Origin of the sequence: Kocuria soli (genome assembly GCF_003797835.1) — a bacterium.
Taxonomy (GTDB): domain Bacteria; phylum Actinomycetota; class Actinomycetes; order Actinomycetales; family Micrococcaceae; genus Kocuria; species Kocuria soli.
Genome location: NZ_RKMF01000004.1, coordinates 191,191 through 218,137, shown reverse-complemented (window position 1 = coordinate 218,137; position 26,947 = coordinate 191,191). Strand labels below are relative to the sequence as shown.

The following is a 26,947-nucleotide window of genomic DNA, read 5'->3' as shown; positions in this document are numbered from 1 at the left end:
CGGTGGCCTAACCCTTGTGGGGGGAGCCGTCGAAGGTGGGACGAGCGATTGGGACTAAGTCGTAACAAGGTAGCCGTACCGGAAGGTGCGGCTGGATCACCTCCTTTCTAAGGAGCATTCACATCCGGTGTCACCGTGTGGTGACCATCAGTGTCGTCCCTGTTGTGGGTTCGGGGCTGGTTGTGGTGTGTGTTCATGGGTGGAATGTCAACAAACCATCATCTCTTCCTGTTGACCGTGTTGGCTTGTGCTGACTGTGTTGGTGGGTGTCCTGCTGGCTGTGTGTTGGTGGGGGTGGGGGTGGTGCCTGCTTCATGGGTGCTGGTGGTGTTCTCACAGTGTGTGGGGGTTTGCTGGTGTCTGAGGGGTGGGGAGCGGAACACTGTTGGGTCCTGGAGCAACAGGGCCCCGCCGGCCCGGCGACCATGTGCTGTGCTGCTTGCCCTTGTTGTGGTGAGTGGTGTGGTGGTGGTGGGGTGTGTGGGGTGGTTGTTTCTGGTGACTCTCATCATGGGGTGCCTGGCGTGTGTTGGGTGGTCTGTGGTGGTGGGTGTGTTGTTTGAGAACTGTATAGTGGACGCGAGCATCTTGTTCTTTATGTGATTTGTAAGAACATCTTTGTGCCCGCATGTGTCGTGTGCTGCCCCGGTTTGTGGGTGGTGTGTGGTGTGTGTGGGTGCTGATTTTTTTGTGTGTCTGTTTGTAGATTGTTAAGGGCGCACGGTGGATGCCTTGGCATTAGGAGCCGATGAAGGACGTGGTAATCTGCGATAAGCCTCGGGGAGTTGATAAACGAGCTGTGATCCGAGGATGTCCGAATGGGGAAACCCCGTCATCTGTGAGGGTGGCGACCTGCATCTGAATTCATAGGGTGTAGGGGGGAACGCGGGGAAGTGAAACATCTCAGTACCCGCAGGAAGAGAAAACAATTGTGATTCCGTGAGTAGTGGCGAGCGAAAGCGGATGAGGCTAAACCGTTGGTGTGTGATACCTGGCAGGGGTTGCATCAGCGGGGTTGTGGGATGCGTTGTTCTCAGGGCTGTCGACCTGGGTGCGTGAGTGCGGGGTGGTAGTCGAATCATCGTTGAGTGGTGTGCCGTAGAGGGTGTGAGTCCCGTAGACGAAACTGCTGTCTGCCGCGTGTGGCGTATTCCCGAGTAGCACGGGGCTCGTGGAATCTCGTGTGAATCTGCCAGGACCACCTGGTAAGCCTGAATACTACCTAATGACCGATAGCGGACCAGTACCGTGAGGGAAAGGTGAAAAGTACCCCGGGAGGGGAGTGAAAGAGTACCTGAAACCGTGTGCTTACAAGCCGTCAGAGCCTTGGCCCTTGTGGGGTGTGGGGTGATGGCGTGCCTTTTGAAGAATGAGCCTGCGAGTTAGTGTCATGTCGCGAGGTTAACCCGTGTGGGGTAGCCGTAGCGAAAGCGAGTCTGAAGAGGGCGTTGCAGTGGCGTGATCTAGACCCGAAGCGAAGTGATCTACCCATGGCCAGGTTGAAGCGCGTGTAAGAGCGTGTGGAGGACCGAACCCACTTCAGTTGAAAATGGAGGGGATGAGCTGTGGGTAGGGGTGAAAGGCCAATCAAACTTCGTGATAGCTGGTTCTCCCCGAAATGCATTTAGGTGCAGCGTTGCGTGTTTCTTCCCGGAGGTAGAGCTACTGGATGGCTGATGGGCCCCACAGGGTTACTGACGTCAACCAAACTCCGAATGCCGGTGAAGTGAGAGCGTGGCAGTGAGACCGTGGGGGATAAGCTTCATGGTCGAGAGGGAAACAGCCCAGACCACCGACTAAGGCCCCTAAGCGTGTGCTAAGTGGGAAAGGATGTGGAGTTGCTTAGACAACCAGGAGGTTGGCTTAGAAGCAGCCATCCTTGAAAGAGTGCGTAATAGCTCACTGGTCAAGTGATTCCGCGCCGACAATGTAGCGGGGCTCAAGTACACCGCCGAAGTCGTGGCAATACACGCGTGATCCTGTAATGGGGTGTGTGTTGGGTAGGGGAGCGTCGAGCGGGTGGTGAAGTCGCCGGGTAACCGAGTGGTGGAACCCGTTCGAGTGAGAATGCAGGCATGAGTAGCGAATGACGGGTGAGAAACCCGTCCGCCGGATGATCAAGGGTTCCAGGGTCAAGCTAATCTGCCCTGGGTGAGTCGGGACCTAAGGCGAGGCCGACAGGCGTAGTCGATGGACAACGGGTTGATATTCCCGTACCGGCGAAGAACCGCCCATATCGAGCTGGGGATACTAACCACCCCGCGCACCCGTTTCAATGCGCTGGCCTTTGTGTTGGTGTGTTGTTGTGGTGTGTGGCGTGGGACCTGATCCGGGGAGGTAAGCGTGTTAACAGGTGTGACGCAGGAAGGTAGCCGAGCCAGGCGATGGTTGTCCTGGTCTAAGCGTGTAGGGTGACCCATTGTTAAATGCGTGGGTCGTGATGCCTGAGACGTGATGGGACCCCTTTGGTGGGGGATTCGGTGATCCTATGCTGCCGAGAAAAGCATCGACGTGAGGTTCTAGCCGCCCGTACCCTAAACCGACACAGGTGATCAGGTAGAGAATACTAAGGCGTTCGAGAGAATCATGGTTAAGGAACTCGGCAAAATGCCCCCGTAACTTCGGGAGAAGGGGGGCCCTGAGCGTGAAGCACCCGTGCGGTGTGGAGGCGTGTAGGGGTCGCAGAGACCAGGGGGAAGCGACTGTTTATCAAAAACACAGGTCCGTGCGAAGTCGTAAGACGATGTATACGGACTGACTCCTGCCCGGTGCTGGAAGGTTAAGAGGACTCGTTAGACGTTTGTCGAAGCGGAGAATTTAAGCCCCAGTAAACGGCGGTGGTAACTATAACCATCCTAAGGTAGCGAAATTCCTTGTCGGGTAAGTTCCGACCTGCACGAATGGAGTAACGACTTCCCTACTGTCTCAACCATGAACTCGGCGAAATTGCAGTACGAGTAAAGATGCTCGTTACGCGCAGCAGGACGGAAAGACCCCGTGACCTTTACTATAGTTTGGTATTGGTGTTTGGTGCGGCTTGTGTAGGATAGGTGGGAGACTGTGAGACTGGCACGCTAGTGTTGGTGGAGTCGTTGTTGAAATACCACTCTGGTCGCTCTGGATGTCTAACTTCGGCCCGTGATCCGGGTCAGGGACAGTGCCTGATGGGTAGTTTAACTGGGGCGGTTGCCTCCTAAAGAGTAACGGAGGCGCCCAAAGGTTCCCTCAGCCTGGTTGGCAATCAGGTGTTGAGTGTAAGTGCACAAGGGAGCTTGACTGTGAGAGTGACGGCTCGAGCAGGGACGAAAGTCGGGACTAGTGATCCGGCGGTACATTGTGGAATGGCCGTCGCTCAACGGATAAAAGGTACCTCGGGGATAACAGGCTGATCTTGCCCAAGAGTCCATATCGACGGCATGGTTTGGCACCTCGATGTCGGCTCGTCGCATCCTGGGGCTGGAGTTGGTCCCAAGGGTTGGGCTGTTCGCCCATTAAAGCGGCACGCGAGCTGGGTTCAGAACGTCGTGAGACAGTTCGGTCCCTATCCGCTGCGCGCGTTGGAAATTTGAGAAGGTCTGTCCTTAGTACGAGAGGACCGGGACGGACGAACCTCTGGTGTGTCAGTTGTTCCGCCAGGAGCATCGCTGATTGGCTACGTTCGGGAGAGATAACCGCTGAAAGCATCTAAGCGGGAAGCTTGCTTCGAGATGAGATTTCCATCCAATCTTGTTGGTGAAGGTGCCCAGGAGATGACTGGGTTGATAGGCCAGATGTGGAAGCAACGACTGAAGAGTTGTGGAGCTGACTGGTACTAATACACCGAAGATCTACACACAACACACATCACAACACCGCGTGTGGCTGGGTTACCAGTCCTGGTGGTGGTGAACAAGGAGTGTGTGCTCGCGTCCACTATACGGTCCCCGAACAACACCCCCGGGGGTGAGGGTTCGCAGGACACCAGCACTGTGTGTCTGGTATAACAGCATAGGTTCTTGTGGTGACCAGTAATGGTTTTGCGGTGGTCATAGCATGGGGGAAACGCCCGGTCCCATCCCGAACCCGGAAGCTAAGGCCCATAGCGCTGATGGTACTGCACTCGTAAGGGTGTGGGAGAGTAAGACACCGCCGCAACAACACCACACCACACGGAAAGCCCCACCCACCCGTCGGGGCTTTCCGCCATTTCTCTTGAAGAATTTGCTATTCAACGGGAGGGGTTCTCCGTACCGCGCGTGGAAGAACCCCTCCCTTTTGCATGCCTTGAAATCGTAGATGATTCCCTGATGTGGTTTCGCGAGCGTTTCCGTGTCGGTGTCACCATGCATCATGCCGATGTGGAGCGTCCAGGTCCGGACTCTTGTGTAGGCCCTGCGGGCCGTTCATGACCTTCTCGATCCCCCGCTCCCTGCCTTCTGCGTCTGTCTGGTGATGGGCATGGGAAGGGGGGAGTGGAGCCCGCTCGAGTGGCTTCGGCATGACGAACGCCCCCGGTCATTGGTGACCGGGGGCGTTCGTCGTTTGTGGACAGTGCGGACGCTCAGGAGGCCTGCGGTGTGGGCTCCTGGGCTGCCTCGAGGGTGCTCTCACGGTCGCCGTAGAGCTTGTTGACCGCCACAGCGATGGCGCCGTCGCCGGTGACGTTGCAGGCGGTGCCGAAGGAGTCGATGGCGACGTAGGTGGCGATCATGATCGACACCATGGTCTCGTCGAACCCGAGCATGGTGCTGAGGATGCCGACGGCGGCCATGATCGCGCCACCAGGGACACCCGGAGCGGCCACCATGGTAATGCCGAGCATGAAGATGAATCCGATGTACGTGCCGGGGTCGATCTCACGTCCCATGAACATCATGACGGCCACGCTGAACAGCACGATCTTGAGCGTGGAACCCGCCAGGTGGATGGTCGCACACAGGGGAACCGTGAAGCCCGCGACGTCCTCGCGCACCCCGTTCTTGATCGTGCACTGCAGCGTCACGGGGATGGTTGCGGCGGAGGAGGAGGTGCCCAGTGCCGTGAAGTAGGCCGGCAGCATGTTGCGGAGCAGCTTGAGCGGATTGCGTCCGGCCACGGCACCTGCCACCGAGTACTGGAGCAACAGGTAGAGGATCGTGAGCGCGAAGGCCACGATCACGACCTTGAGGAACGTGTTGATGACCGTGCCGATCTGACCATTCATGGTCAGCCCCAGGAAAGAGCCGAAGATGTAGATCGGCAACATCGGGATGATCACGGAGATCACGATCTTCATAATGATGTTGCGCAGTTCTTCCAGGCCCCGGTGCAGGGTGTCGCCCTTGATCAGGGTGATGCCGACGCCGATGCAGAACGCGAGCAGCAGTGCAGTCATGATCTCCATGGGCGGAGCCATGGCGACTTCGAAATACGGCGTGAGGGCGTTCTCGGATGGATCGGTGAAGCTGCCGACACTGCGTTCGCCGAGGAGGGTTGGGAAGAGAGCCATGGCCGTTCCGAACGCGGTGAAGCCTGCAACGATCGTCGACACGTAGGCGATGACCGCTGTTATCAGCAGCCATCGCCCGGCTCCGCGTCCCAGATCGGCGATGGCCGGTGCCACGAGCGCCAGGATCAGCACGGGGATGATGAACCCGAGGAAGTTGCTGAAGAGGCCGTTGAACGTGGTGAAGACCCGTGCAAGCCATTCGGGGAAGAAGAGTCCACACAAGACTCCGAGGATGATGGCCGCGATCACCCGCGGCAGCAGTGGTGCGAAAATGCGCTTGAGCATGCGTAGATCATCCGCGCCGCCGGGGAGTGATGCAAAACAGCTTGCCAGTTCATGACCTGACACGTGGTGCCGGCCGCCGCGCGGCCAGCGTCGGGGCGGTGGCTAGTAGACTGCTGCGGATGCCGCACCTCCCAAGGAGCGACGGCGGCTCACAAGCTTTGTGCACATAGAGGGTCAAGCACCACGGATGAGTGGCGCGATGAGGAGTGACATGTCCGATTCCCCTTCCGAGGGATCTCAAGATCGTAATGCTGGAGGTCGGGACCGGTCTGGTGGCTCAAGCGGCCGCGATGACCGTCGCGGCGGCCGACCCGGTCAGGGCGGCCGGTCCTCCGAAGATCGTCGTGGAGGTTACCGGGGATCTCGGCAAGGGGGCCGGTCTGACGACCGCGCTGGTGGCCGACGTTCCGAGCGCGGAGAAGGACGTGGCTACGGATCCCGCGACGGCGGCGGGGACCGGCGTGAAGGACGTGGATACGGCGGAAGCGGCGGTCGTGACAACCGTGGTGGCCAGCGGGGCGAAGGGCGTTCGAAGGAGCGTCGCAACGACCGCTGGAACGACCGGGGGGACGGCCGTCGGAACGACCGCGGCGACGCCGGCCGGGAGGACCGGGGCGCGCGCGGCGACCGTCGTGATGATCAGCGGGCGGGGCGTCCTGCCGGAAGCGGACGTCGCGAAGGTGGTGACCGGTGGCAGCCGCGCCAGGGTGGGCGTGACGGCGGCCGACCCGACGCACGAAACAGGTGGGAGTCGGGGCGCCGCGAGGAACAGCGCACGGACCGCTTCGGACGCCGCGACGAACGAGATGACCGTCGGCACGATGCACGGAGCGACCGCAGCGGCGACCGTCGCGACAACCGGCGTGACGAGCGCAGCGGCGACCGGCGCGACGACCGACGGGGTGCCTGGCGCGAGGGTCGTGCGGGTGAGCGGCGGGATGACCGGCGTGACAACCGAGGTGGGGACCGCCGCGACAGCCGCCGTGACGACCGCAGGGGCGATCGCCGCGACGACCGCCGTGGCGAGTTCCGGGGGTCGCAGCGGGAGGACCGACGGACGCAGGACCGCTTCCGGGACGACGCAGACCGTAAACCGCGCCTGGTCGCGCCCGAATTGGACGAGGACGTGACCGGCGAGGAACTGGATCGCGCGACCTTGCACCAGATCCGCTCGTTGGAGGCCACGAACGCCGAGGGCGTTGCCAAGCACCTGGTCATGGTGGGGCGTTACCTCTACGACGCGCCGGAGTTCGCCCTGGAACACGCACGCTACGCAGTGAGCCGAGCTGGACGCGTGGCGGCTGCGCGTGAGGCTGCCGCCGTCGCGGCCTACGAGTGCGGCGAGTACCACGAAGCTCTCAAGGAGTTCCGTACCTACCGCCGCATGACCGGAGACGACGTGCACCTCCCGCTCATGGTCGACTGCGAGCGGGCACTGGGGAAGCCCGACAAGGCGCTCGAACTGGCCACCTCGGAAGCGGTCGAGAACCTGGACGCCAACGCCAAGGTGGAGCTCGCGATCGTCGTCGCCGGTATCCGACGGGACCAGGGGGATCTGGAGGGGTCGCTCAAGGCCTTGGAGATCCCGCAGCTGGACCGCAACCGCGGCTTCTCCTACAGCCCACGGCTGTTCCGGGCCTACGGCGAAGCACTGCGCGGTGTGGGCAGGGAACGCGAAGCCCAGGGTTGGGAACGGCAGGCCGTTGTGGCCGAAGCCGCCTTGGGCCTGGGCCAGTTCAGCGAACCGGAAATCTTCGACCTGGCCGGTGACGAACCCGAAGCGGAACCCGAGGAGGGCGTGGCCCTTGCCGATCCCGAGGGCGAGACGAACCCCGAGGAGGAGCCGGATCCGGAGGGCGAGACGGGCCCTGAGGGCAAGGCGGAGTCGGTCTCCGAGCCGGAGACCGACGTCGACGCTGAACCGGAGACCGCAGAGCCAGAGGCCACGGAGGGACCCGACGGTGACCGGTGACCGGCTGATCGACGCTTTCGACGCGGTTCTCTCCGATCTGGACGGTGTGGTCTACGCGGGTCCGGACGCCATCCCGGGGGCGCCGGAAGCCCTGGAGGCCGTCAAGGCCCAGGGGTTCCCGGTGATCTTCGTGACGAACAACGCCTCCCGGTCCGTGGACCACGTGGCACAACACCTGAGCGACCTTGGCGTCCAGACCACGGGTGCGGAGGTCATCAGCTCCGCCCAGGCCGGCGCAGGCGTCCTGGCGGAGAAACTGGCCCCCGGATCGAAGGTCATGATCACGGGTTCCCGCGCTCTGGCACAGATCGTCGCCGACGCGGGCCTGGAACCCGTGTGGTCGGAGGATGATGCTCCCCAGGCCGTGGTGCAAGGATTCGATCCCGGGATCGCGTGGAAGGACCTGGCCGAAGCCGCTTTCGTCCTCGCCGATCCGAACGTGCTCTGGGTCGCCACCAACACCGACGGCTCCATTCCGCAGGCCCGGGGCATTGCCCCCGGCAACGGGACGTTGGTGGCGGCTGTCGCCTCGGCGACCAAGCGCACTCCTCTGGTGGCGGGCAAGCCGGAAGCACCGATTTTTCTCGACGGCGCCAAACGGGTGGGTGCCGTGCGCCCCGTGGTCATCGGCGATCGACTCGACACAGACATTCAGGGCGGCAACCGCGCCGGATTCGCGACGATCGCCGTGCTGACCGGCGTGGACACCCCCGAAACGATCCTGGGCGCCGTGACGGAGCAGCGCCCCACCCACGTCATCAACACCCTGGCCGAGCTGTTCGAACCCGCACCCGTGGTGCGCACGGAACTGGGTGACGACGGCACCGAAGGAGAGGTCTCCGGCCACTGGGTGCGCGCTGACTGCGGGCAGGCCAGCGCCAGGGCGCAAGGCCAGAGCGTGGTGGTGCGCGGGGACTCGGAGGATCTGGACGCGTGGCGAGCGGCTTTTGCGGCGTGGTGGGAGCTGAACCCGCAAGCTGATGAACCGACGTCGCCACGCGTCGTGTGGGAGCACGCGTGAGTGAGGGCGTGACGTCGGCGGAGGCGGCTCAGGGCGAGTTCACCCGCACGGGGCACACCGCCGTGGACCGCGCGCTGACGGAGCTGGAGCAGGTCGCGGCCAGTCCCGTGGCGGAGCATGCGCGGCTCTATCAGGAAGCCCACGCACGTCTGACGGAGGTTCTCGACGCACCCGTGAACGCCGTGCCCGCCAGCTCCACGCCGGGGCCTCGGGATTGAGTTCCGCGGATTCCGTGCGCCTGGACCGCGCCCTGGTGGACCGCGGTCTGGCCCGCTCGCGGACGCAGGCGGCCGGCTGGCTGGACGAGGGACGGGTGAGCGTCGACGGCGTCGTCGTGCGCAAGGCCTCCGCCAAGGTGGGCCCGGAATCCCAGGTCACCGTGGCTCCCGGTGCCGAACCCGAGTACGTGAGCCGCGCCGGGCACAAACTGGCCGGTGCGCTGGACGCGTTCCCCGACGTCCGTGTGGAGGGCCGCCGGTGCCTGGACGCAGGGGCCTCGACGGGCGGATTCACGGACGTCCTGCTGCGCCGAGGGGCGGACCACGTGGTCGCGGTCGACGTCGGTCACGGTCAACTGGTCGACTCCCTGCGCCGGGACGACCGGGTCCACGTGTACGAGGGCCTCAACGTCCGGTACCTGACACCCGAGCAGATCGGCGGCCCGGCTCAGCTCACGGTGTGCGACCTCTCCTTCATCTCCCTCACCCTGGTGGTCGAACCGCTGGCGGAGGCCACAGAGCCTGGCGGTGACCTGATCCTGATGGTCAAGCCACAGTTCGAGGTCGGCGCGGAACGGTTGGGCCGCACGGGCGTGGTGACCAGCGAGCACCAGCGGCTCGAGGCCGTCGAGACCGTGGTGACCGCGGCACGCGCTACGGGGCTGGAGGAGCACGGGCGTGTCCTCTCCCCACTGCCCGGACAGGACGGGAACCGGGAGTTCTTCCTGTGGCTCCGCAGGCCGGACGACGGCGCCTGAACCCACGGTGTCCTCCCGAACACGTAGGCTGGAACGCATGACTACTGACGTGACCGGTGACCAGGTTGCGGGCCCCCGTCGCGTCCTGGTGCTCGCCCACATGGGCCGCGCTGAAGCGCGCATCGCCGCCGAACAGACCGTTCAGCAATTGCATGACGCCGGTCTACGGCCGGTCCTGACCGAGGACGATAGCCGGGCCCTGGCCGATGCGACGAACGGGCAGGCCATGCCTCCGGTGGACCTGCTGCCCACGGACTGTGCGCTGCGGGAACTGGAACTCGTCATGGTGCTGGGCGGCGACGGCTCCATCCTGCGCGCCGCAGAGATCATTCGCGACGTCGACGTCCCGTTGCTGGGCGTCAACCTGGGGCACGTCGGGTTCCTGGCCGAATCCGAACGATCGGGTTTGGCCGAGACCGTGGAAGCCGTGGTCGACGGCCGCTACACGGTGGAGAACCGCATGGCCCTGGACGTGGTGGTGTGGCAGGACGGCAAGAAGGTGCTGCACACCTGGGCCCTGAACGAGGCCTCGATCGAAAAAGGCGACCGGGAGAAGATGCTCGAGGTCGTCACCGAGATCGACCAGCGACCCATCTCCAGCTTCGGCTGCGACGGAGTCATCTTGGCCACGCCCACCGGTTCCACCGCCTACGCGTTCTCCGCCGGCGGCCCGGTCGTCTGGCCGGAGGTGGAAGCCCTGCTGATGGTGCCCCTGTCTGCGCACGCCCTGTTCTCCCGTCCGCTGGTCGTCGCACCGTCCTCGACCATGGCTGTGGAGGTTCTGACCCGGACGGATGCCCGCGGTGTGCTGTGGTGCGACGGGCGACGCACGGTCGACCTCCCGCCCGGGTCCCGGATCGAGGTCACGCGCTCGCCGCGGCCAGTGACCCTGGCACGCATGCACCTGACCCCGTTCTCGGAACGTCTGGTGCGGAAGTTCGAGCTGCCCACGGTCGGTTGGCGCGGTCCGCGCACCCCGTCCGAGGACGCCGCTCCGCCCACCACCACCTTGCCCATCGTCCAGCCGACGTACGGCACCCAACCCGTCGAGGGTCAACGCATCCCTGTGGGCCGCGAGATCGCACAGGACCCGTTCGACGACGCCGACCACCGGAGCGGGAAGGAAAGCGGACAGGACGGGGACCCCTCGTGATCGAGGAGATCCACATCCGCGACCTGGGCGTCATCACCGACGCCGTCCTGCCGCTGGGGCCGGGCCTGAGCATCCTCTCTGGCGAAACCGGCGCGGGCAAGACCATGGTGGTCACCGCCCTGGACATGCTCCTGGGGCATCGTGCCGATGCGGGGGCCGTGCGTACGGGGGCGGACAAGGCGCTGGCCGAAGCCGTGGTCACGGTGCCCGCCGACCACGCCGCCGTCGCGCTGGTCGAGGACGCTGGCGGCGACGTCGACCGGGAGCCCGGTGAGAACGGCACGGCAACCCTCCAGCTGAGCCGCACGGTCGCGGCGGCCGGACGATCACGCGCCCACGTGGGTGGCCGGGGCGCTCCCGTCGCCCGGCTGGGGGAGATCGGCGAGACCTTGGTGGCGGTCCACGGCCAGTCCGACCAGCTGCGGTTGACCTCCGCGGCCGCGCAGCGGCACGCCCTGGACACCTACGCCACTGTGCACGCCTCGGGCGACTTCCCGCAGCTCTTGGGCACCTATCGCCAGACCCTCCAGGAGTTCGAAACCACGCGTGCCGAACTGCGCGAGATCCGGGAAAAGGTTCGCGAACGCGCGCTCGAAGCACAGAGTCTGCAGGTCGCGCTCGAAGAGATCGACGCCGTGGAACCCCAGCCCGGCGAAGACGTCGAGCTGGATGCCGAATCGCAGAAACTGACCCACCTCGAGTCCTTGCGCACGGCCGCGACCACCGCGCACGCGGCCCTCAACGGGGACGACGCCGAGCCGGACGCACCGGCCGCCGTCGTCCTGGTCGCAGCGGCGCAGAACGCGCTGGACCAGGAGTCGGACGCGGATCCGGAACTCGAAGACCTGGCCAAACGCGTCAGGGAACTGTCCATCCTGGTCAACGACGTCGCGGGGGACCTGTCCGGGTACGCCGCGGGGTTGGACGAGGACGGACCGGCGCGGCTGGCCGAGGTCGAGTCCCGCCGAGCCGCACTGCGGTCCTTGACCCGCACCTACGGTGCCGACATCACCGAAGTCCTCGAGTTCGCCCGCACCGCGCGCGAACGACTCGAGACACTGGTCGAGGACCCGCACCGCGAGGAAGAACTCGCCGAACGGCTCGAGGAACTCGAACGCGAACTGACTGCACAGGCGCTCGCACTGACCGATCGCCGACGCGCCGCCGCAGAAGCACTGTGCACCTCCGTGCGTGCGGAACTGGGGGCCCTGGCCATGCCGAACGCGGCACTGGTCGTGGAGGTCGAACCTACGGAGTCCTTCGACCGCAACGGCCGCGACCGCGTGGAGTTCCTGCTGCGTCCCCACGCGGAGGCCACCCCGCGCCCGTTGGGCAAGGGCGCCTCCGGCGGTGAACTCTCCCGGCTCATGCTCGCGCTGGAAGTCGTGCTGGCCGCCGTCGATCCCGTGCCCACGTTCGTGTTCGACGAGGTCGACTCCGGGGTGGGCGGCAAGGCCGCCGTGGAGATCGGCCGCCGCCTCAAGATGCTGGCCCAGCACGTCCAGGTGCTGGTGGTCACCCACCTGCCGCAGGTCGCCGCATTCGCCGACGAACACATCCTGGTGTCCAAGAGCTCGGACTCGACCGTCTCCGACGTCCGCGTCCTGGACAATGACGAACGCGTCGTCGAACTGGCGCGCATGCTCGCGGGCCATGAGGACTCCCGGGCCGCACGCGAACACGCCCAGGAACTGCTCAACAACGCGGTGCTACCGGAGTCACACGGCTCCTGACGTATTTCCCCTCCTGATCCCCTCCCTCCAGTGATAGGCTCGAATCCCGTGGTGAACGCATACGACGCCGCCTCGACGGCAGGCCAGACGCAGTCCGAGACCCCCGCTCCCGCGAAGGTCACCCGACAGATTTTCGTCACGGGAGGTGTCGCCTCCTCCCTGGGCAAGGGACTCACAGCCTCCTCACTGGGCATGATCCTCAAGGCCCGTGGCCTCAATGTCACCATGCAGAAGCTCGATCCCTACCTCAACGTGGATCCGGGCACCATGAACCCCTTCCAGCACGGTGAAGTCTTCGTGACCGACGACGGCGCCGAAACCGACCTGGACATCGGGCACTACGAACGGTTCCTGGACGAGAACCTGGACGCCTCCTCCAACGTGACCACCGGCCAGGTGTACTCCGCGGTCATCGCGAAGGAACGCCGCGGCGAGTACCTGGGACAGACCGTGCAGGTCATCCCGCACATCACCGACGAACTCAAGACCCGGATGCGCTGGCACGCGGACAACGTGCCGGAGGGTGAAGAGGCGCCGGACATCATCATCACCGAGATCGGCGGCACGGTCGGCGACATCGAGTCCCAGCCGTTCATCGAGGCCGCCCGCCAGGTCCGCCGCGACATCGGGCGCAAGAACGTGTTCTACCTGCACGTCTCCCTGATCCCGTTCATCGGCCCCTCCGGGGAACTCAAGACCAAGCCGACCCAGCACTCGGTTGCCGCGCTGCGGAACCTGGGCATCCAGCCGGACGCCCTGGTCCTGCGCTGCGATCGTGAGGTCCCGGACGGGATGCGCAAGAAGGTCGGCGACTCCTGCGACGTCGACGTGGATGCTGTGATCTCCTGCGCCGATGCGCCGTCGATCTACAACATCCCCAAGACGCTGCACTCGCAGAACCTGGATTCCTACATCCTGGACTGGTTCGGCATTCCCTCCGAGGACGCGGACTTCCAGCAGTGGGACCGCCTGCTCTCCGCCGTACACGAGCCGGCGAACCACGTGACCGTGGGTCTGGTCGGCAAGTACATCGACCTCCCGGACGCCTACCTGTCCGTCTCGGAGGCCCTACGTGCCGGCGGGTTCGCCAACAACGCCAGGGTCAAGCTCAAGTGGGTTGCCTCCGACCTCTGTGCGACACCGGAAGGCGCTGCTCGCGAACTCGGTGACGTGGATGCCATCTGTGTCCCGGGTGGCTTCGGCATCCGCGGTCTGGAGGGCAAGCTCGGCGCCCTGAAGTTCGCCCGAACCACCGGCCTGCCGACCATCGGCCTGTGCCTGGGTCTGCAGTGCATGGTCATGGAGTACGCGCGCAACGTTGCCGGGCTGCCGGAGGCTTCCTCCACGGAGTTCGACCCGGACACCACCACGCCCGTGATCGCCACCATGGAGGAACAGAAGGCCTTCGTGGAGGGCGCGGGCGACCTGGGCGGGACCATGCGCCTGGGCCTGTACCCGGCCGCCCTCAAGGAAGGGTCCGTGGTCGCTGCGACCTACGGTGCGACCGAGGTCCAGGAACGCCACCGTCACCGCTACGAGGTCAACAACGCCTACCGGCAGCAGCTCGAGGACGCCGGCCTGGTCTTCGGCGGTACCTCGCCGGACGGGACGCTGGTCGAGTTCGTGGAGCTGCCCGCGGAGGTGCACCCCTACTACGTGTCCACGCAGGCGCACCCGGAGTACCTCTCCCGCCCGACCCGCCCGCACCCGTTGTTCGACGGTCTGGTCAAGGCGGCCCTGGACCGGCAGGCCTCTCGCGCCGAGGAACCCGCCCAGGCCTGATCGCTGCGGGCCGGAACCGGCTCGGCGTCCGTAACCGTCATCCGACCGCCAACTAACCGACCGCATACCAACCGACCCGGAAGGATCGCCGTGGAGTTCGTCGAACTGGCAGCCCAGGAGCTTGCCGACGCCGTGGACCCGCGGCGCGTCCTGAGTTCCGAGCGCGTGTACGAAGGTCGGATCTGGGACGTCCAGTCCGAGGAGTTCGAGCTCTCTGATGGAGGGCCGCGGATGACCCGCGACTTCATCACCCACCCGGGTGCCGTGACAGTGGTGGCCCTGGACGACCAGGACCGTATGCACCTGATCCGCCAGTACCGGCACCCGGTGGGGATGACCATGTGGGAGATCCCCGCGGGCATCCTGGACGTGGCGGGTGAACGTCCGGAGGTCACGGCCCGTCGGGAGTTGGCGGAGGAAGCCGACCTGGAGGCGGAGGATCTGCAGATCCTGGCGGACTTCGACAACAGCCCCGGGTCCTCGGCCGAGGCCATCCGGGTGTTCCTGGCCCGCGGTCTGAGCGAGGTCCCGGAAGGCGAGCGGCACGAACGTTCCGACGAGGAATCGGAGATCGTCAGCGCCCGGGTTCCCCTGGACGACGTCGTCGCGGCGGTTCTGGACGGCCGCGTCACCAGCCCCAACCTGGTGGTCGGCGCGCTCGCGGCCCACGCCGCCCGCGCCGCGGGGTGGTCCACCCTGCGCGACCCGTCAGCAGCCTGGCCGGCTCACCCGCAACTCCGACACTCCGGGGGAGTGGTGACCCGCTCGATCGTCCCACCGGACCAGCGATGACCGCCATCGGCCAAGACCAGTGACTGCCCCCACGCGGCTGGAACGCGCCGTTGATCGCTATCTCCAACACCTGGTGGTCGAGCGCGGGCTGGCCGCCAACACGCTCAGTGCCTACCGGCGTGATCTTGCGCGATACGTGGAGTTCGTCCAGCAGGTTGCGGACCCGCCGGTCGCTCCGCCCGTTGACGACCCCACGTTGGTCCAGGCCGCTCACGTCTCGGCCTTCGTTCGTCACCTGCAGCGTCCGGTCGACGGGTCACCGTCTGGGGCCGGTCTGAGTGCCCGGAGCGCGGCGCGCGTCGTCGTGGCGGTCAGGGGAGCGCACCGGTTCTGGGCGCTGGAAGGTTTGACGACGACGGACCCGGCGGCCGAAGTACCCCCGCCCACGCCGGGCATGCGCCTCCCGAAGGCCATCTCGGTGCGGGAGGTAACCCGGCTGCTGGAAGCTCCCGACCCCTCCACACCTGCCGGGCTGCGGGACCGCGCCCTGTTGGAGGTCATGTACTCGACGGGTGCCCGCGTCTCGGAGGCGATCGGTCTGGACGTCGACGACCTTTCCGCCGCGGTCCGCGGTGCCTCCGACGGCGAGGACCCCGGCCTCCCGTTCATCCGGCTGTTCGGCAAGGGATCCAAGCAGCGGATGGTCCCGCTGGGGCGGCCGGCGGTGGCGGCCTTGGACGCCTGGCTGGTTCGTGGCCGACCGGAGTTGTCGGCGAAGGGCAAGGCCACGGCGGCCGTCTTGCTGAACGCTCGCGGCGGACGGATCAGTCGGCAGACCGCGTGGAACACGATCAAGGCCGCGGCCGAACGATCTGGCCTGACGGAGGAAGGCGTGGAGGTCACCCCGCACACGTTGCGCCATTCGTTCGCCACGCACCTGTTGGAGGGCGGGGCGGATCTTCGCGTGGTGCAGGAGTTGTTGGGCCACGCGTCCGTGACCACCACCCAGGTCTACACGTTGGTCACCGCCGACTCCCTGCGGGAGGTCTGGAGCACCGCGCACCCGCGGGCGCGGTGAGTGGTTTCAGGGCCTCGACTCTTCCGTGACCTGCACCGGGATCGTGACCAACGTGCAATGTGACGGAGGGCACATTTTTGGGCCCGACGGATCTAGTGTCTGAGCATGAGCATGACTGCGCCGTCCGCCGCCCAGGTCTCCCACAGCGTTGCAGCGCAGGCAACTGCACAACATGCACTGGGACACCGAAGCATCTGGCGGGTTCTTGTCCTGTTGGTCGTGGCGCTGCTGACGTCGTCGACGCTGGCAGCCACCTCCCAGACATCGGCCTCAGCGGCCACGGCGATTGACGCCAAACACGCCGCTGAAGGCGGCTCGTCCGGGTGGATGGGGCCGCCCGTCACTGCGGAACGCTGCGGGTTGGCGCAGGGCGGGTGTGTGCGGGGCTACCGGAGGGCCATCATCCTGTGGTCACCGAGAACCGGTGCAAAGGTGGTCTCCGGAGCCACCCTGAGTTCGTATCTCAAGCACGGTCGCGAAGGCGGAACCCTCGGGTACCCCACGGCAGACAAAGCCTGCGGACTGCGGGACGGGGCGTGCTGGCAGCCCTTCCAACGCGGGCGGATCTACTGGAGCCCGGGCAACGGCGCTCACCCCGTGAACGGTGCGACGTACTCGGCGTGGGACGCTCAGAAGCGGGCGAGCGGGCCGCTGGGCTACCCCACGACCGACAAGGGCTGTGGATCCTCAGGGTGCAGTCAGTCCTTCGAACGCGGCCGCATCACGTGGACCGCCGGTGGGGGCACGCGAACTCATCGGAGCACCGACCAGGCCAGCAGCGTCTTCGTCCTGGTCAACAAGAGGCGCCCGCTGAACCCCAAGACCCATGTCCCGGGCGACCTGCGTGCCACCAGCGGCATCTACCTGCGCGACCCTGCCGCGGACGCCTGGGACCGGATGCGCGGTGACGCCTCGGCACAAGGCGTGGCGCTGACCGCGATCAGCGGATACCGCTCCTACTCCACCCAGTCGTCGCTCTACAACGGGTACGTGAACCAGTACGGCCAAGCCCAGGCGGACCTGATCTCCGCCCGGCCGGGGTACAGCGAACACCAGACCGGACTCACCGTGGACGTGGGCAACCCGAACGGAGCCTGCGCGCTCCAAGCCTGCTTCGAGACCACTCCGGCCGGCCGGTGGATCGCCAACAACGGCTGGAAGTACGGGTTCATCATCCGCTACCCCAAGGGCCACACTGCCACCACCGGGTACGCCTACGAGCCGTGGCATCTGCGGTACGTCGGGACCAAGACCTCCACATCGCTCCACAACAGCGGGTACGTGACGTACGAGGGGTACTTGGGCCAGCCGAAGGCCCCGACCTACTGAGGCCCTGACCGCCAGCAGACTCTGACAGGGAAAAGGCCACTTCCGGGCCGCCGGGAGGGCCTTATCCCTGTCACAGTCCCTGGCAAGCAGCCAGGAACGACGACGACGGCGATGGGTGGCCTCCCGTGGAACGTCAAGCGAAGCAGTTCAAGGGAGGCCACCCATCGCCGTCGCTCCCGAAGAGGGACGTCACGGGCCGGGAGGCCAAGGGGCTCAGCTCAGATGGCGTTCCTCCGCACCGTTGTAGGCCGACAGGGGCCGGATCAGGGAGTTCGCCGCACGCTGCTCGATGATGTGGGCGGTCCAGCCGGTGATGCGGGCGCACACGAAGATCGGGGTGAACGTGGGGATGTCGAAGCCCATGAGCCAGTAGGTCGGCCCCGCGGGGTAGTCCAGGTTGGGCTTGATGCCCTTGGCCTCGTCCATGGACTTGGCCAGGCCGTTGTAGAGGCCCAGCAGCTCGGGGCGGTCGTAGTGGTCGAGCATGCGGAACAGGGCGTCCTGCATGGTCGGCACCCGGGAGTCACCGTTCTTGTAGACGCGGTGGCCGAATCCCATGACCTTCTTCTTCTGGGCCAGGGCGTCGTCCATCCAGGCCTTGGCGCGGGCCTCGGCCTCCTCCGCGGATTCGTCCTTGCGGATGCCGAGTTCCTCGAAGGTGTGCATGACGGCCTCGTTGGCGCCGCCGTGCAGTGGGCCCTTGAGTGCGCCAATTGCAGCGGTCACGGCCGAGTGCAGGTCGGACAGCGTGGAGGTCACCACGCGGGCGGTGAACGTGGAGGCGTTGAAGGAGTGCTCCGCGTACAGGATCATCGAGACGTTGAAGGCCTCGACCACCTCCGGTGCGGCCTCCTCGCCGAAGGCCATCCACAGGAAGTTCTGCGAATAGTTGAGGTCCTCGCGGGGCTCGATCGGCTCCTGCCCGTGGCGGCGGCGCTGGTCGTAGCAGACCACGGCCGGCATCTGGGCGAACAGCGCTTGAGCCTTCTCCAGCTCTGCTTCGGGGGACTCGTCCTCGGCCTTGAGATGCTGGGCACCCAGGACGGAGGCCGCGGTACGGCACACGTCCATGGGGTGGCAGTCGGTCGGCAGGGCGTCGATGACGGCCTTGAGCTCCGGGGTCAACGCGCGATTGGCACGCTCGAACGCGGTGAACTCCGCCAGCTCCTCGTCGGAGGGCAGCTCCCCGTTCCACATGAGCAGCGCGACCTGCTCGAACGAGCAGTTGGCGGCCAGTTCCTGCACCGGATAACCCCGGTAGAGCAGGGAGTTGGAATCGGGGTTGACCTTGGAGACGGCGGTGACATCGGCCACCACACCGGCCAGGCCCTTTTTGATCTCAGTATTCTCGCTCATGATCGTCCTCCGGGAACCTCGAAGTTGAAGACATTGCTGTCGAATGCGCCGTAACCGTCGTAGTCCACTGTCTCGTACAAGCGGGCACGTGTCTGCATGTCGGCCACGGCGGCCTGCTGGGTGCCGTCGGCCTTGATGGTGTCCAACAGTCGCTCGACCGCACCCATGGCGGCCCGCTGGGCCGAGACCGGGTAGATCACCATGGACACCCCGGCGTCCTGGAGCTGCTGGACCGTGAACAGCTCGGACTTGCCGAACTCCGTCATGTTGGCCAGCACCGGGACGGACACGGCCGAGGCCACGGCCTCGAACTCGGAGATGTCCCGCAGCGCCTCCGGGAAGATCACGTCCGCGCCGGCCTCCACGAGGGCCTGGGCGCGTTCGATCGCCACCTCGAGAGGTTCGATCGCCCGGATGTCCGTGCGCGCCATGATGACGAAGTTCGGGTCGCGGCGTGCCTGCACCCCGGCCTGGATGCGCTTGACGGCGGTCTCCAGGTCCACCACGGACTTGCCGTCCAGGTGGCCGCAGCGCTTGGGGTTGAACTGGTCCTCGATGTGGCATCCAGAGACGCCGGCGTTCTCGAGTTCCTGGATGGTGCGGGCCACGTTCATCGGCTCACCGAATCCCGTGTCCGCGTCGATCAGGGTGGGCAGGTCCGTGGACCGGGCGATCTGGGCGCCGCGCTGGGCCACTTCCGTGAGGGTGGTCAGGCCGACGTCGGGAAGCCCGAGTTCGTTGGCCAGCACGCCACCGGAGATGTAGACGCCGTCGAAACCCTTGTCCTGGATGACCTTGGTGGCCAGCGGGGTGAAGGTGCCCGGGAACTGGACACAACGGTCCTCGGCGAGCAATTCGCGGAACTTGAGGCGCTTGGCCTCGGGTGTGACGTGTGAGTACAGCATCAGAAGATCCCCTTCGTGCCGGTCTTGAGTTCGACGGCGGCGGTCACGTTGAGTGCGTCCAGGTCCCCGGCGCCCAACTCGGGCAGGCTCTCGGCGGCCTGGATGAACCGCTCCAGTTCAATGTCTGCGACCAGGCCGTCGGCCAGGGTGCGCAGCTTGGTGAGGTACTGCTCCCGGGCGAACGGGCGGGCACCCAGCGGGTGGGCGTCGGCCACGGCGATCTCGTCGACGATCGTGGAGCCGTCCTTGAGCACGATCTCCGCGCGGCCGCCGAAGGCCTTCTCGGAGATGTCCAGCGAGTGGTACCGGCGGGTCCACTCGGCGTCCTCCTCCGTGGTGATCTTGTGCCACAGCTCGACGGTGTCCGGACGGCCCGCACGCTCGGGGGCGTAGGAGTCCACGTGATGCCAGGACCCGTCCTGCAGGGCCACCGTGAAGATGTAGGGGATCGAGTGGTCCAGGGTCTCGCGGGTGGCCTTGGGGTCGTACTTCTGGGGATCGTTCGCGCCCGAACCGATCACGTAGTGCGTGTGGTGGGAGGTGTGCAGCACGATGCGCTCCACGTTGGCCGGATCGGCAATCTCCGGGTGCTGGGAGTGCAGCTTGCGGGCCAGGTCGATCCAGGCCTGGGCCTGGTACTCGGCCGAGTGCTCCTTGGTGTAGGAGTCCAGGATGGCGCGCTTGGCCTCGCCCGGGGCGGGCAGGGGGACCTCGTAGGCGGCGTCCTTGCCGTCCAGCATCCAGGCGATCACACCGTCCTCGCCCTCCCAGATGGGGGTGGGGGAGGTCTGGCCGCGCATCGCACGGTCCACGGCCTCGACGGCCATCTTGCCGGCGAACGCCGGGGCGTGGGCCTTCCAGGTGGAGATCTCGCCCTTGCGGGACTGCCGGGTGGCGGTGGTGGTGTGCAGCGCCTGGCCGATGGCGTGGAAGATCGTGTCCTTGTCCAGCCCCAGCAGGGTGCCGATGCCCGCGGCAGCGGAGGGGCCCAGGTGCGCCACGTGGTCGATCTTGTGCTTGTGCAGGCAGATCGCCTTGACCAGATCCACCTGGATCTCGTAGCCGGTGGCCAGACCGCGGACCAGGTCCCGGCCGTTGGACCCCGCGTGCTGGGCCACGGCCAGGATCGGCGGGATGTTGTCACCGGGGTGGGAGTACTCGGCGGCCAGGAAGGTGTCGTGGTAGTCCAGCTCGCGGACGGCCACGCCGTTGGCCCAGGCAGCCCATTCGGGGGAGACCTTGGTCTGGGCGGCATCCACGCCGAACACGCCCGCACCGGTCCCGCCGGGGCCGGGCTTGTGCGTCAGCGCCTGGTCACGTGCGGAGACAATCGGCCCGCGGTTGAGGGAGGCGATGGCCACGGAGGCGTTGTCCAGGACGCGGTTGATCACCATGTCGGTGACCTCCGGCGTGACCTCCACGGGGTCCGCCGCCACCTCGGCGACCTTCCATGCCAACTGGTCGTCCTTGGCCAGGTTGTCCGATGACGGGTGGACTCGGACGGAGTGGTTGACGGTCATGGAGTGTCCTCTCGTGGTTCTGCCCGACGGCGCCGGGCCACTTGCTGGGATTCGGGCGGTTGCCCGGTGTCAGGTACGGGCGGGTGCTTCCCGCGGGCTTGTTTCTGTGTGGCTTGCTTCCGGCAGGCTTGCTTCGCGCTGGCCACTGAGCGGTGCTCGGGTGAGCGCCGAGTTCAGGGCGTTGTTCAGGTGCAGACGGACCGCCGCTTCGGCCAACTGGGTGGAGCCGGTGGAAATGGCGCGGGCGATCTGTTCGTGTTCCCGCGCCGCGGCTGCCAGGCGCGAAGGGTCATGGGCTGCCAGGCGCCGCACGCGGGCCAGCTGCATACGCACGGTCGACGACGCCGCGTCCAGCCATGGGTTGGCGGCCGCGGCGTCGATGGCGCGATCCATCTGCTCCACGAGCTCGTAGTACGTGGCGGGCGGATCCTGGTCAGTGCTGTGCTGGGAGGAGTCGAAAAGGCCCGCGACCTCCTCGAGCCGGTCGGCCAGCGCCGCGAACTCGGCGGGGTCGCAGCGCAGGGCCGCCAGCCGGGCCGCTTGGATGTCCAGGGCTTCCCGCACCTCGAACAGGGGCGCGATGTCGTCCACCGTGACTTCGGAGACGACGACGCCGCGGCCACCCTGCTGTTCGGCCAGGCCTTCTGCGGCCAAGCGGCCGATGGCCTCACGCACGGGGGTGCGGGAGATGCCGAACCGTTGGGACTGCTCGACCTCACCGAGCACCTGACCGGGGGGAAGGACGCCGTCGAGAATCTCGCTGCGCAGTTGTTCGTACACGCGTTGGCTGGCTCGCACGGTGACCCTCCTCTCGTAGCCGTTGCGCCTAATGTATACATAGATCGCGCAATTCACAGCATCTGCCGCAAAATGCTCGAAGAAACTTGGAAAAATGTATACATAGGGGTGGTGGTGCGTGACCGGGGTCACTAGTGTGGCCATCAGTGACGGACGAGTGACGAAGACCGGTACGGGCACCCGAGTACAAGGGGTACCGAGTCCGAGACCGCAGCGAAAGGAACCGGCCATGAGCCAGCACGAAGAACCCACTCAGGACACCACGGAGCCGCGCGCAGCCGGGGACCTCGGTTCGTTGCCCGGCGACGGCACCTACGCGACCGAATTCGCCCGCAGCGTCCAAGACCACGAGGGGTTCTGGCTGGATGCCGCGCAGCGCGTCGACTGGGAGACCGCACCCACCAAGGCACTCGACGACTCCAACGCCCCGATCTATCGCTGGTTCCCGGACGGTGTGCTCAACACCTGCCACAACGCCGTGGACCGCCACGTGCAAGCCGGCCACGGGGACCGCACCGCGATCATCTACGACTCCGCCGTGCTCGGCTTCCAGGAGAAGATCACCTACGCGCAGCTGCAGGAAAAGGTCGCCGCGTTCGCGGGCGTGCTCGCAGGGGCTGGTGTGGGCAAGGGCGACCGCGTCCTGATCTACCTGCCCATGATTCCCCAGGCCGCGATCGCCATGCTTGCCACAGCCCGGTTGGGCGCTGTCCACTCGGTGGTGTTCGGCGGCTTTGCGCCCAAGGAACTCGCGGCGCGTATCGACGACTGCCGGCCGACCGCCGTCGTGACGGCCTCCGGTGGTGTGGAGCCGAAGCGTCGTATCGAGTACCTGCCCGCGGTGGCCGAGGCGATCGGCATGGCCGAGCACACCCCCGGAACCGTGTTCGTGCACGAGCGGGACGGGTTCGAGCACTCCGTCCAGGAGATGCAGGCGGAGGCCGACAGTTCTTCCAGCGGCGTGGCCTGGAAGTCCTGGGCCGGTGCGGTCGCGGAGGCCGAACCGGCCGACTGCGTTCCCGTGGCGGCCACCGATCCTCTCTACGTGCTCTACACCTCCGGCACCACGGGCACGCCCAAGGGCGTGGTGCGCGACAACGGCGGGCACGCCACGGCCCTGGCCTGGTCCATGGAGAACATCTACGACGTGGCGCCCGGGGAGGTCATGTGCACGGCCTCCGACGTCGGCTGGGTGGTGGGCCACTCCTACATCGTCTACGGACCCTTGATCGCCGGTGCGACCACGGTCATCTACGAGGGCAAGCCCGTGGGCACCCCGGACGCCGGTGCGTTCTGGCGGTTGATCCAGGACCACGACGTCAAGTCGTTCTTCACCGCGCCCACCGCGCTGCGCGCCATCCGACGCCAGGACCCGGAGGGCGAGCTGGTCAAGGACTACGACATCTCCAGCCTGCGAACCCTCTACGTGGCCGGCGAGCGACTGGACCCGGAGACGTGGAGCTGGGCCTCCCGCGTCCTGAACGTTCCCGTCGTCGACCACTGGTGGCAGACCGAAACGGGCTGGGCGATCGCGGGCAACCCCATGGGGCTGGAGGCCCTGGAACTCAAGTCCGGGTCCCCGACCGTTCCGATCCCCGGCTACCAGGTGGAGATCCTGGACCCGCTGGGAGATCCCGTGCAGCGTGGCGAGGAGGGCAACATCGCGGTGAAACTGCCGTTGCCCCCGGGCACGCTGGCCACCTTGTGGGGCAATGACCAGCGCTTCATCGACTCCTACCTGAGTGCCTTCGACGGGTACTACGCGACCGGTGACTCCGGGCTCATGGACCAGGACGGGTACGTCTACGTCATGGGCCGCACCGACGACGTCATCAACGTCTCGGGCCACCGGCTCTCCACGGGGCACATGGAGCAGGTCCTGTCCTCCCACCCCAAGGTGGCCGAGTGCGCGGTCATCGGTGTGGCCGACGACCTCAAGGGGCAGCGACCCTCCGGCTACGTGGTGCTCAAGGCGGGCGCGGACATCGACGAGGAGCGCCTGATCCAGGAACTCGTGGCCATGGTGCGCAACCAGATCGGTGCCGTGGCCGACCTCAAGCACATCGCGGTGGTCGACGCACTGCCCAAGACCCGCTCCGGCAAGATCCTGCGCAAGACCATGCGTCAGATCGCCGACGGCGTCGAGGCTCCCGTGCCGTCGACCATCGAGGACCCGGCGGTGCTGGAAGCCATTTCGGGAGTGCTGCGCGCGGGAGCCTGAGTGCTCATGCCGTCGGGCGGCCGTACTCCATCTCCGGCCGCCCGACGGTTCCGTGCCGCGGACGCCGCTGCGCGAGATGCCGTTCGGCCAGGTGTTCCAGGTAGCGGCGAGCGGTGACCCGGGACATGCCGGCCCGGGCGGCCAGTTCGGTCGCGGACAACCATTCCCCGCCGGCCAGGACCTCCTGGACCCGTTGCAGGGTGTCCGGTGCCAACCCCTTGGGGGTGGTGGTGGATTGACCGGGGGAGCGCAGCGCGGTCATGGCCCGGTCCAGGTTGACCTGGTCGATCGTGCCAGTGGCGTCCAGGGCCTGCCGGTAGTCGCGGTAGGCCTCGAGCCGACGGACCAGGTCCTCCCGGAGGAAGGGCTTGATCACGTACCCCACCACGCCCAGGGCGCTGGCCGCCCGGACCGTGTCCACGTCCCGGTGGGCCGTGACCGCGAGCAGGTCCACGTTCTCCCCGGCACCGCGCAACCTGCGGGCAACGTCCAGGCCCGTGGCATCCGGAAGGTTCACGTCCAACAGGATCAGGTCCACGGGGCGCCCGGTCTTCCGCAAACCGGCCACGGCACGCAACGCCTCCGCCGCCGTCCCGGCCGTTCCCACGGGTTCGAACCCGGGGGTGTGGCGCACGTACTCGTAGTGCGACTCGGCGGTCAGCGGCTCGTCCTCCACGATCAACACCCGCAGGGCTGGGCCGGTCCCGCCGAGGTTTCGCGTCACCTCGGGGTTCATGCGTCGGCCTCCATCGGGCGAGTCGGATTCGGTTCGGGACCGCGGTCCAGGGCCGCAGGGGCGGGCGTGCGTTCAAGGGATTCCTCTGAGGGAACCAGGGGCAACGTCACCACGAACACGGCCCCGCCGTCGTCGTGACACTCGATGGTGCCACCGTGCCGCTGCACGACCGTGCGCACCAGGGCCAACCCGACGCCACGATTCGGGTCCCCGTTGTCCACCGGTTTGGTGCTGAAGCCGCGTTGGAAGACGGTGTCCTGCAGCTCCGGGGAGATGCCGGGGCCGTTGTCCGCGACCGTGAGCAGCGCGGCGGGGCGACCGCCGTCGTCGATCTCCGTCAGCTCGACCTCCACGGTCGGGGGTGCCGCCGGGGCCTCTGCCGAGTTGACCTCCGGTCCCGCTGTGTCCCGGTACTCGACCAGGGCGTCCACGGCGTTGTCGATCAGATTCCCGACGACGGTCACCGTCTCACCCGGGGTGAACGGCAACGACGGCGGATTCCCGTGCACGCTGACGTCCAGGCGGACGCCGCGTTCATGTGCGGACGAGGTCTTGCCCAGGAGGAGAGCGGCCAGCACCGGGTCGGTGACGGCGGATTCGAGATCGCCGGAGAGGTTGCGCGAACGCCGCAGGTCCTCGGAGGCGAAACGCAGCGCCTCCTCCGGGCGGTCCAGCTCCAGCAGGGAGACCACCGTGTGCATCCGGTTGGCGTGCTCGTGGGTCTGCGAGCGCAGGGCATCGGCCATGAGAGTGGTCGACTGCAGCTGGCCCGACAATCGGCTCAGCTCTGTGTGGTCCCGGACCACGGCCACGGTGCCGTTGGAGGGCTTGGACGCCGGGGCGGTGCTGATGATCAGCGTGTGCTCGCCGACCACGACCCAGCGTTCCAGTACGTTCTCCTCCGCCAGCAACAAGGCCACGAGCTCCTCGGGCAGGTTCAGGTCCTCGAGCTTGACGCCGCGCGCTCGCCGTCGTTCGAGCATGCGCCACAGCGTGGAGGTGTGGACTCTCGGTTCGGAAAGGACGTCGTCGTCGGTGTCCAGGAGTTCGCGGGCTCTGGGGTTGGCCAGGACCAGGCGACCGTCGTCGACCAGCAGCAGGCCCTGCGCGGCTCGCTCCAGAACGGCGTCCTGGACGGCCACGGCCTCGGCCAGTTCCTCCGGTTGGCGACCGCCCGTGACGCGGGACAGGTAGCGGGAGAGCCCGGCCGTGACGGCGCTGGCGGCCAGGAACAGGACCACCGCGATCGCGATCAGCAGGGGGACCTGCGCCCAGGAGTCCGAGGCAATGTTGTCCAACAAAACACCGGTGGCCACCAGGGCCACGATCTCCCCGTTCTCGTCACGCACCGGTGCGATCGTGCGGGCGGACATGCCCATCTGTCCCATCTCCGTGGTGGTGCTCATCTGGCCGTCCATGGCGGCGTCGATCGACCCGCTGTAGGGCTTGCCCACGTACTCGGGCCACGGGTGGGTCCACCGGGTGCCGTCGGTGTCCATGATCGTGACCCAGTCGATGTCCGAATCCGCCACGAGTTCGTCGGCCAACGGCTGCAGCGTGGCGTGGGGGTCCTCGGTCTTGGCCTGTTCGGCGATCCACATGTCTTCGGAGAGGGTCAGCGTGGTGGCCCGCGTGACGCTGCGGGCCCGGGCCTCCACGTCGGAGGAGGTGCGATCCACCAGGACGACGGCCACGATCACGGTGATGCCCAGCACCAACAGGAGCTGCATCAGCAGGAAGCGGCGTGCCAGGGACACGGCGGGTGCTCCTCTCGCGGGACGGGGGATTGCGACGGCGGGCGGCCACGGCAATCTGACTTGTGATCACGACCACTATGACCGTAATGCGACGCCGGTCACGTTCCCGGGGGACTCTATGACGTG

The 26,947-nt window shown here is 66.4% G+C and carries 19 protein-coding genes and 3 rRNA genes; 15 read left to right on the top strand and 7 right to left on the bottom strand.

Annotation, left to right across the window (positions count from 1 at the left end; all coding sequences use genetic code 11):
* The 3 genes from EDL96_RS04775 to rrf all read left to right on the top strand — a co-directional run.
* A 16S ribosomal RNA gene (locus EDL96_RS04775) occupies positions 1-107 on the top strand; the annotation flags it as partial.
* A gap of 593 nt (positions 108-700) precedes the next feature.
* Positions 701-3,835 (top strand): 23S ribosomal RNA (locus EDL96_RS04770).
* A gap of 182 nt (positions 3,836-4,017) precedes the next feature.
* Positions 4,018-4,134, top strand: a 5S ribosomal RNA gene (gene rrf / locus EDL96_RS04765).
* A 406-nt stretch (positions 4,135-4,540) separates the two neighbouring features.
* Here rrf and EDL96_RS04760 read toward each other — a convergent pair.
* Positions 4,541-5,752, bottom strand: coding sequence for a dicarboxylate/amino acid:cation symporter (locus EDL96_RS04760; protein WP_123824660.1), 1,212 nt, complete (start codon positions 5,750-5,752; stop codon positions 4,541-4,543).
* A 206-nt stretch (positions 5,753-5,958) separates the two neighbouring features.
* Here EDL96_RS04760 and EDL96_RS04755 point away from each other — a divergent pair, with 206 nt between their 5' ends.
* The 11 genes from EDL96_RS04755 to EDL96_RS04705 all read left to right on the top strand — a co-directional run bounded on the left by EDL96_RS04755 (position 5,959) and on the right by EDL96_RS04705 (position 17,528).
* A complete protein-coding gene (locus EDL96_RS04755; RefSeq protein ID WP_123824659.1) occupies positions 5,959-6,882 on the top strand; it encodes a hypothetical protein in 924 nt (307 codons plus the stop codon).
* Entirely contained in the window at positions 6,879-7,724 is an 846-nt protein-coding gene (locus tag EDL96_RS04750) for a hypothetical protein (protein ID WP_123824658.1), read from the top strand. The genes EDL96_RS04755 and EDL96_RS04750 overlap by 4 nt, the downstream gene beginning before the upstream one ends.
* Positions 7,714-8,745, top strand: a complete 1,032-nt coding sequence (locus EDL96_RS04745) for an HAD-IIA family hydrolase (protein WP_123824657.1) — start codon at positions 7,714-7,716, stop codon at positions 8,743-8,745. Before EDL96_RS04750 ends, EDL96_RS04745 begins: the two co-directional genes overlap by 11 nt.
* Positions 8,742-8,963, top strand: a complete 222-nt coding sequence (locus tag EDL96_RS04740) for a hypothetical protein (RefSeq protein ID WP_123824656.1) — start codon at positions 8,742-8,744, stop codon at positions 8,961-8,963. The genes EDL96_RS04745 and EDL96_RS04740 overlap by 4 nt, the downstream gene beginning before the upstream one ends.
* The gene (locus tag EDL96_RS04735; protein ID WP_199732534.1) at positions 8,960-9,721 is read left to right on the top strand and encodes a TlyA family RNA methyltransferase; all 762 of its coding nucleotides are present in this window, start codon (positions 8,960-8,962) and stop codon (positions 9,719-9,721) included. The genes EDL96_RS04740 and EDL96_RS04735 overlap by 4 nt, the downstream gene beginning before the upstream one ends.
* A 37-nt stretch (positions 9,722-9,758) precedes the next feature.
* On the top strand, positions 9,759-10,874 hold the full coding sequence (locus EDL96_RS04730; protein WP_123824655.1) for an NAD kinase: 1,116 nt from the start codon (positions 9,759-9,761) through the stop codon (positions 10,872-10,874).
* Entirely contained in the window at positions 10,871-12,607 is a 1,737-nt protein-coding gene (gene recN / locus EDL96_RS04725; protein WP_123824654.1) for a DNA repair protein RecN, read from the top strand. The genes EDL96_RS04730 and recN overlap by 4 nt, the downstream gene beginning before the upstream one ends.
* 48 nt (positions 12,608-12,655) lie before the next feature.
* Positions 12,656-14,389: a CTP synthase gene (locus EDL96_RS04720; RefSeq protein ID WP_123824653.1), complete on the top strand. Its 1,734-nt coding sequence runs from the start codon at positions 12,656-12,658 to the stop codon at positions 14,387-14,389.
* 90 nt (positions 14,390-14,479) lie between these two features.
* On the top strand, positions 14,480-15,181 hold the full coding sequence (locus EDL96_RS04715) for an NUDIX domain-containing protein (RefSeq protein WP_123824652.1): 702 nt from the start codon (positions 14,480-14,482) through the stop codon (positions 15,179-15,181).
* Positions 15,182-15,200: 19 nt separating this feature from the next.
* Positions 15,201-16,199 carry a site-specific tyrosine recombinase XerD gene (locus tag EDL96_RS04710; RefSeq protein WP_233568686.1) on the top strand — a complete coding sequence of 333 codons (999 nt, stop codon included), beginning with the start codon at positions 15,201-15,203 and terminating at the stop codon, positions 16,197-16,199.
* Positions 16,200-16,304: 105 nt separating this feature from the next.
* The gene (locus EDL96_RS04705; RefSeq protein WP_123824651.1) at positions 16,305-17,528 is read left to right on the top strand and encodes a D-alanyl-D-alanine carboxypeptidase family protein; all 1,224 of its coding nucleotides are present in this window, start codon (positions 16,305-16,307) and stop codon (positions 17,526-17,528) included.
* A 213-nt stretch (positions 17,529-17,741) separates the two neighbouring features.
* Here the strand turns inward: EDL96_RS04705 and EDL96_RS04700 are convergent, their stop codons facing one another.
* The 4 genes from EDL96_RS04700 to EDL96_RS04685 all read right to left on the bottom strand — a co-directional run bounded on the left by EDL96_RS04700 (position 17,742) and on the right by EDL96_RS04685 (position 22,107).
* A complete protein-coding gene (locus tag EDL96_RS04700; RefSeq protein ID WP_123824650.1) occupies positions 17,742-18,884 on the bottom strand; it encodes a bifunctional 2-methylcitrate synthase/citrate synthase in 1,143 nt (380 codons plus the stop codon).
* On the bottom strand, positions 18,881-19,789 hold the full coding sequence (gene prpB, locus EDL96_RS04695; protein WP_123824649.1) for a methylisocitrate lyase: 909 nt from the start codon (positions 19,787-19,789) through the stop codon (positions 18,881-18,883). The genes EDL96_RS04700 and prpB overlap by 4 nt, the downstream gene beginning before the upstream one ends.
* Complete coding sequence (locus tag EDL96_RS04690) at positions 19,789-21,309, bottom strand: MmgE/PrpD family protein (protein ID WP_123824648.1); 1,521 nt, start codon at positions 21,307-21,309, stop codon at positions 19,789-19,791. The genes prpB and EDL96_RS04690 overlap by 1 nt, the downstream gene beginning before the upstream one ends.
* A gap of 69 nt (positions 21,310-21,378) precedes the next feature.
* Positions 21,379-22,107: a GntR family transcriptional regulator gene (locus EDL96_RS04685; RefSeq protein WP_123824647.1), complete on the bottom strand. Its 729-nt coding sequence runs from the start codon at positions 22,105-22,107 to the stop codon at positions 21,379-21,381.
* 229 nt (positions 22,108-22,336) lie between these two features.
* Here EDL96_RS04685 and EDL96_RS04680 point away from each other — a divergent pair, with 229 nt between their 5' ends.
* Positions 22,337-24,328: an AMP-binding protein gene (locus EDL96_RS04680; RefSeq protein WP_123824646.1), complete on the top strand. Its 1,992-nt coding sequence runs from the start codon at positions 22,337-22,339 to the stop codon at positions 24,326-24,328.
* Positions 24,329-24,332: 4 nt separating this feature from the next.
* Here the strand turns inward: EDL96_RS04680 and EDL96_RS04675 are convergent, their stop codons facing one another.
* Positions 24,333-25,064 carry a response regulator gene (locus EDL96_RS04675; RefSeq protein WP_123824645.1) on the bottom strand — a complete coding sequence of 244 codons (732 nt, stop codon included), beginning with the start codon at positions 25,062-25,064 and terminating at the stop codon, positions 24,333-24,335.
* Entirely contained in the window at positions 25,061-26,821 is a 1,761-nt protein-coding gene (locus EDL96_RS04670; RefSeq protein ID WP_123824644.1) for a sensor histidine kinase, read from the bottom strand. The genes EDL96_RS04675 and EDL96_RS04670 overlap by 4 nt, the downstream gene beginning before the upstream one ends.
* Positions 26,822-26,947: the final 126 nt, after the last annotated feature.